This is a genomic window from Acidithiobacillus sp. TH-A36 (genome assembly GCF_057473445.1).
In genome coordinates this window covers 1-5,445 of record NZ_JBYCKP010000038.1, presented here as the reverse complement: position 1 = coordinate 5,445, position 5,445 = coordinate 1, and the positions used below count along the sequence as shown (strand labels likewise).

Annotated in this window: 5 protein-coding genes; all 5 read right to left on the bottom strand. The window is 49.3% G+C overall.

Annotated features, from left to right (window positions below; genetic code table 11):
* Positions 1–875, bottom strand: an 875-nt coding sequence (locus AC2VLY_RS00920; RefSeq protein ID WP_486921614.1) for an aconitase family protein, incomplete at its 3' end; no start/stop codon positions are given.
* Positions 876–1,032: 157 nt separating this feature from the next.
* Positions 1,033–2,442, bottom strand: coding sequence for a glutamate--tRNA ligase (gltX, locus tag AC2VLY_RS00915; protein WP_486921613.1), 1,410 nt, complete (start codon positions 2,440–2,442; stop codon positions 1,033–1,035).
* A gap of 394 nt (positions 2,443–2,836) precedes the next feature.
* Positions 2,837–3,211 carry a GFA family protein gene (locus AC2VLY_RS00910; protein WP_486921612.1) on the bottom strand — a complete coding sequence of 125 codons (375 nt, stop codon included), beginning with the start codon at positions 3,209–3,211 and terminating at the stop codon, positions 2,837–2,839.
* 161 nt (positions 3,212–3,372) lie between these two features.
* Positions 3,373–4,260: a hypothetical protein gene (locus AC2VLY_RS00905; protein WP_486921611.1), complete on the bottom strand. Its 888-nt coding sequence runs from the start codon at positions 4,258–4,260 to the stop codon at positions 3,373–3,375.
* A 38-nt stretch (positions 4,261–4,298) separates the two neighbouring features.
* The gene (locus AC2VLY_RS00900) at positions 4,299–5,273 is read right to left on the bottom strand and encodes a DGQHR domain-containing protein (protein ID WP_486921610.1); all 975 of its coding nucleotides are present in this window, start codon (positions 5,271–5,273) and stop codon (positions 4,299–4,301) included.
* Positions 5,274–5,445: the final 172 nt, after the last annotated feature.

Genomic DNA, 5,445 nt, shown 5'->3' with positions numbered 1-5,445 from the left:
ACCTGGGCCACCTTGGTTCCGGCCACTTCCCGCACTTTTTTGACATTATCCGGGCTGTGCGGGCAGGCAATCAGGGGCTCCAGCGTATCCAGATTGATTTCGAGCACTTCGTCGTAACTCGCATCCGCATCAGCCACCCACTCGGACCAGGTCGCTCCACGCCCCTGGGCGGCAAGATAGTCCCGGGTCACGCCATCACTGGGGAAAACACTGGTGGTAGCCCCCAGTTCCGCCCCCATGTTGGTGATGGTCGCGCGCGCAGGGACACTCAAATGTTCCACCCCCGGGCCGAAATACTCAAACACCTTGCCCACCCCGCCTTTGACGGTTTTCAGACGCAGTACTTCAAGAATGATGTCCTTGGCACTGACAAAGGGCTGTAATTTTCCCGTCAGTTTGACGCCCACCACTTCCGGCATATTCAGGTTGAAGGGCAAACCACCCATGGCCAGGGCAATGTCCAGTCCGCCCGCGCCAATAGCCAGCATTCCGGCACCGCCAGAAGTCGGCGTATGGGAATCCGAACCCAACAAGGTACCACCCGGTTTGGAAAACCGTTCGAGATGTACCTGATGACAAATACCATTGCCCGGCCGACTGAAATGGACTCCGTATTTCGCGGCAAAGCTCTGCAGAAACCGGTGATCGTCCGCATTTTCAAAGCCGGACTGCAGCATATTATGATCGACATAGGAAACAGACAGTTCAGTGCGTACCCGAGGCAGACCCAACGCCTCAAACTGCAAATAGGCCATGGTTCCGGTGGCATCCTGGGTGAGCGTCTGATCAATACGGATAGCTATCGGACTCCCCGCCTTGAGGGTGCCACTCACCAAGTGCGCGGCAATAATTTTCTGGGTGACGTTCATAGCCATGAGCTGATCTCCTGAGCTGGAAAATACGATCGGGAACTGCGCTTGACTCCATCATCGCAAATGAACCGCCCGACGCCAAGTATCAGCAGCTGCTAAAATCCCTGAAAATTGGAAGGATGCGCGTATATCACCCAACCCAAATTGCTTGGGACTGCGCTCAGACCGCCGCAAGCCAGCTGCGAGCATGACGGATACGGGCAAGCGTCTCGTCTTTTCCCAACAGCGCCAGGGTACCATCAATAGGCGGGGAAACCGCGCGCCCTGCCACGGCAACCCGTAAGGGCTGGGCGATTTTTCCCATTTTCCCCTCGGCATGACTGACTGCCAACTCCTGAATGGCGCTGTGAATGGCCGCCGCCGTCCAGACCGGCAAGGCTTCCAGATGCTGGAGGAGACTCTCCAGCAAAGCGCCCTGACCATGAAGATGTTTTTCTACATCCTTGACCTCACCCGTCACTGGCGCCAGATAAAACATGCTGGCGGCCCCGGCCATTTCTACCAGGGTCTTGGCGCGCTCCTGCAATAAGGCGACAACCGCAGACAAGTCAGGGCCTTGGGCCAGACTCGCCTCGGTGATGCCCTGGGCGTCCAGATATGGCCGTAAATGCTGAGCCAGGCCCTCGGGACTCAGCCGTTGCATGTGCTGGGCATTAATCCACAGCAATTTTTCCGGGTTAAACGCCGAAGCCGCTTTATTGACGGTATCAATCTGAAAAAACTCAATCATTTGTTCGCGACTGAATATTTCTTCGTCACCATGCGACCAGCCCAGACGAATCAGAAAATTCAGCAGGGCGTCCGGCAAAAATCCCTGCTCCCGATATTCCAGCACACTGACAGCACCGTGACGTTTGGAAAGTTTCTGCTTGTCCGGCCCGAGAATCATCGGTACATGGGCGTAAACCGGAAGATTTGCACCCAAGGCCTGCAAAATCTGCATTTGTCTGGGAGTATTATTGAGATGATCATCGCCCCGGATAACATGGGTAATGCCCATATCCCAGTCGTCCACCACTACACAGAAATTGTAGGTAGGCGTTCCATCAGAGCGGGCGATGATCAGATCATCCAGTTCACTGTTCTGAAAGCTGACCCGACCATGAATCAGGTCTTCTACCACCGTTTCGCCCGTATCCGGACTGCGAAAACGGATAACCGGTGCCACCCCCTCACGGGCGGTACTGCGTGTCCGGCAACGCCCGTCATAACGGGGCTTTTCGCCGCGCGTGCGTTGCTCTTCACGCATGGCATCCACTTCTTCACGGCTGCAATAACAGTAATAGGCAGTCCCTGCTGCCAACATCTGCGCCAGCACTTCCCGATAACGATCCATGCGTTGTGTCTGGTAAAAAGGGCCTTCGTCCCAATCGAGCCCCAGCCAGGCCATGCCCTCAAGAATGGCCGCCGTCGCTTCAGGCGTAGAGCGCTCCAGATCCGTATCTTCAATGCGCAGCACAAAACGCCCCCCCTGGCGGCGGGCATGTAACCACGAATACAGCGCGGTGCGGACACCCCCAATATGTAAATAACCAGTAGGACTCGGCGCAAAACGGGTACGAACAGACATGAGCAATCAACCTGCAGCAGTAAACCTAGAGTCGAATGATAACAGGCACGCTCTGGCTTCGGTATCCTTGTAAACAATCCGATACGTTCCAAATATCAGCTCCCTGATGCGAGGCGAACCCACTTCAGGAACCATACGTCAACTTTTAGGGAACATAACGGCAGCTAAGGGATGCACCGCTTTTAGCGCGCCCCGAAGGCTTAAGTTTCACCAATAATGCAACACTACACTAGTGAAACTCCAAATCGGAGTAGTTCCCAAATATATTTCCTGTGCAGCCCGATCGACGCGCAGAACCGGGCTCGTCCAACAAACGGTTCAGATCGTGGCTTCGCACGATCTAACCTTATTCGTTGGGCGTCATGCTCATTACCGACCGGGTTGCCACTCTTGATTAAGACGGAATGCTCTCTTCGTCTTGCAACCAAGGTACGTCGTGCGAACACCATATGTGCATGACCGGCTTAGATCCGGGGTCTTCATCAAGTGTTGCCACACGAACGATGACATGGGGCTGCGCGGGACACTCGGCGACGAGGTGAGAGCCGCAAACAGAACAGAAATGCCTGAGCTTTCCCGGCGATGATTCAAAAGCCGCCAGCTTCTCTTCACCTTTGGACCAGCGGAAATGCCCTCGCATTACACCGGCAGTTGAAGCAAAGGCCGCAGCATGAGCCTTACGACAAATATGGCAATGGCAATGAGAAATTGGCGTGTCCAATTGATCGACTTCGTATTCAACGGCCCCACATAAACAACTGCCCTTCATGTTTTCTCCTATGCAATAGCCGCGCAGGAGCCTGATGACGCATAACGCCCAAGGTAAGCTGGAACCGTAAGGAGCGCAGCGACTGAAGGTAACGGAGAACCGAAGCTTTTTGGCGTCAGCTTGACCGAACAGCTTGGTATTTGCGAAGACATATTAAGATCTCATGAAACGTAGATTTTATATTTATGTAAGAGTGCTCGACCAATGCCTTGGGGGTATTTTTCAGCAGCGTGTTTAAATACATATTTTGCAAGTCCGATTATAATTTTATTATTTGCTATTAAGCCTTCTGGGGTTGCCAAAACCGAGGATGAAGATGATTCTGTGCCAGCTATTGCTCGCTGCAAAATACCAATTGACCTCCCTGAATTTTTTTCAAAAATCCATGTGCCACCACGAAACTGGTAGTTTATTTCCCCACGGATTTCTGGTGGATTGTATTTCAATGTGGATTTAATAAGAAAATTTTTGTGTTCAGCCAAGTCAATTGAAAGGTCAGCATACTCTATTGGATCTATGTTGGTTTGCATGCGCAGCTTATCGATTAGACCCGCCCACAACTGCCATGCATCCTGATGAGAGCCACCATTTTTCTTTAAATTTTTAGTTAGAGTAAGCTCATTTGTAGAGCTATCAAATTTTATGATATACAGGCCGGCTGGCACAGGGAAAGCAACAGGTGTCCCATAACTGCTTCGCTCAATTGATCTGGTCCCTCGAGTATCCAGATTCGTCACACTGATCCCTGTGACTCGAAGGAGATAGTGAATACTGTAATATGCGGCGTAATAGTTTTCAATTGTTTGCCAAGACGCATTATTTAATTGCTCTTGAGTAGAGCGTTCATGGCTTATCCTAGACGCCAACAGAAACTTATTGGCCTCTCCTGAAAGCAAGTTATAAAATGGTTCAACATCAAGAATCTGCAACTTGATGATTATTTGATCGGCTGTCTTTGTGATGCTTCGCGTGATAAAATCCAACTGATGGAGCATTTCCACTAAACGTACATGTGAATTGTTGCGAACTGAAAGAACTCCCTCAACCATTAAAGGTCCAAGAAGCCTAATTGCCTTCTTTATTTCCATTAGATGGTAAGGTTACGTCGAAGGAGCTTTCTGTCAAGCAGCTCTACTGATTTTAAATATGCCTTTGAGTTGGCTATATCCTGAAATGAACCCGGAAGTGAACGAATTAAATATTTCTTGTGTTCACTAATCTTATCAATGTCATCGCTATTATTGTCCGATATTATGCTTATTATTGCGCGAGAATGGGCTAGTAATATTTTGAATAGTGTAGCCTTTGTTATTGCTATTTCTAGGTTGAACTGATTTTCTTCAGATATGTCATTTGCGGCAAGAAAAAACGTATTTATTATTCTGTAAAGTCTTTCAGTACTTGATATGTTGAATTCCTTTAGCATCGGCTTCATCGAGTCATAAAATGTGACCTTTGAAATTTTTCCTCTTTGCTTATCAATTCGACTTAGTTTGTTGAGCAGATAACTGTCAGGTTCTGTCTCGAAACTTGTGAACAGCTCATCAAGCATTCGCTCATCATCTGACTCCCTGTCGGCTAGACGCTTGATATCCAGTAATAGTTCCTTAGGAACGGGTCTCTGCAGCGTATTGATATCAATGAATATTCTAGCCTCTTGCATCGGAGTGAGGCCATTATAAATAATGACTGGTACTCGATATTTTACGCCCTCTTTTAACAACTTTCTGAAGCCGTATGCGCGATGCTGCCCATCCAGAATTAGGAAGGAGCCTTGCACTTCGTTGAAGGTAATTGTCTTATTTTTTGAGTTGTAGGTCAGTTCCGACTCCGGTTGAGCGGAAAGTATGATGCTTGAAGGTATCGTGCCACCGTTTCGGATATAGTCTGCAATAGATTTTGCTCGACTTTCATCCAATGTGCGCTGAAACCCTTGATCCGGATCATCTTCTCTTGGATTTGTTGAGCATGTAAGTGAAATGAGCTCTATTTCCATGGTGCCAGAATAGAATTTGTGCTCACCCTGAGTAATTAGAGTTACCGAAATATTTTGAGTTGTCATATTGATGTAGTTCATAGTGGCAATGGGTGATTGTAAAGATACCTAATGTATAAGTAACCGGCCTGCGCGGCTTTTTGCGCAGGCACGATTGACTGCCGGGTTAGCAGGCAAACGGCTAAGCATCAATTTTGACTCTTAGCATTCTCGCGTCGGAGGCGATAAGGTCGTAGCG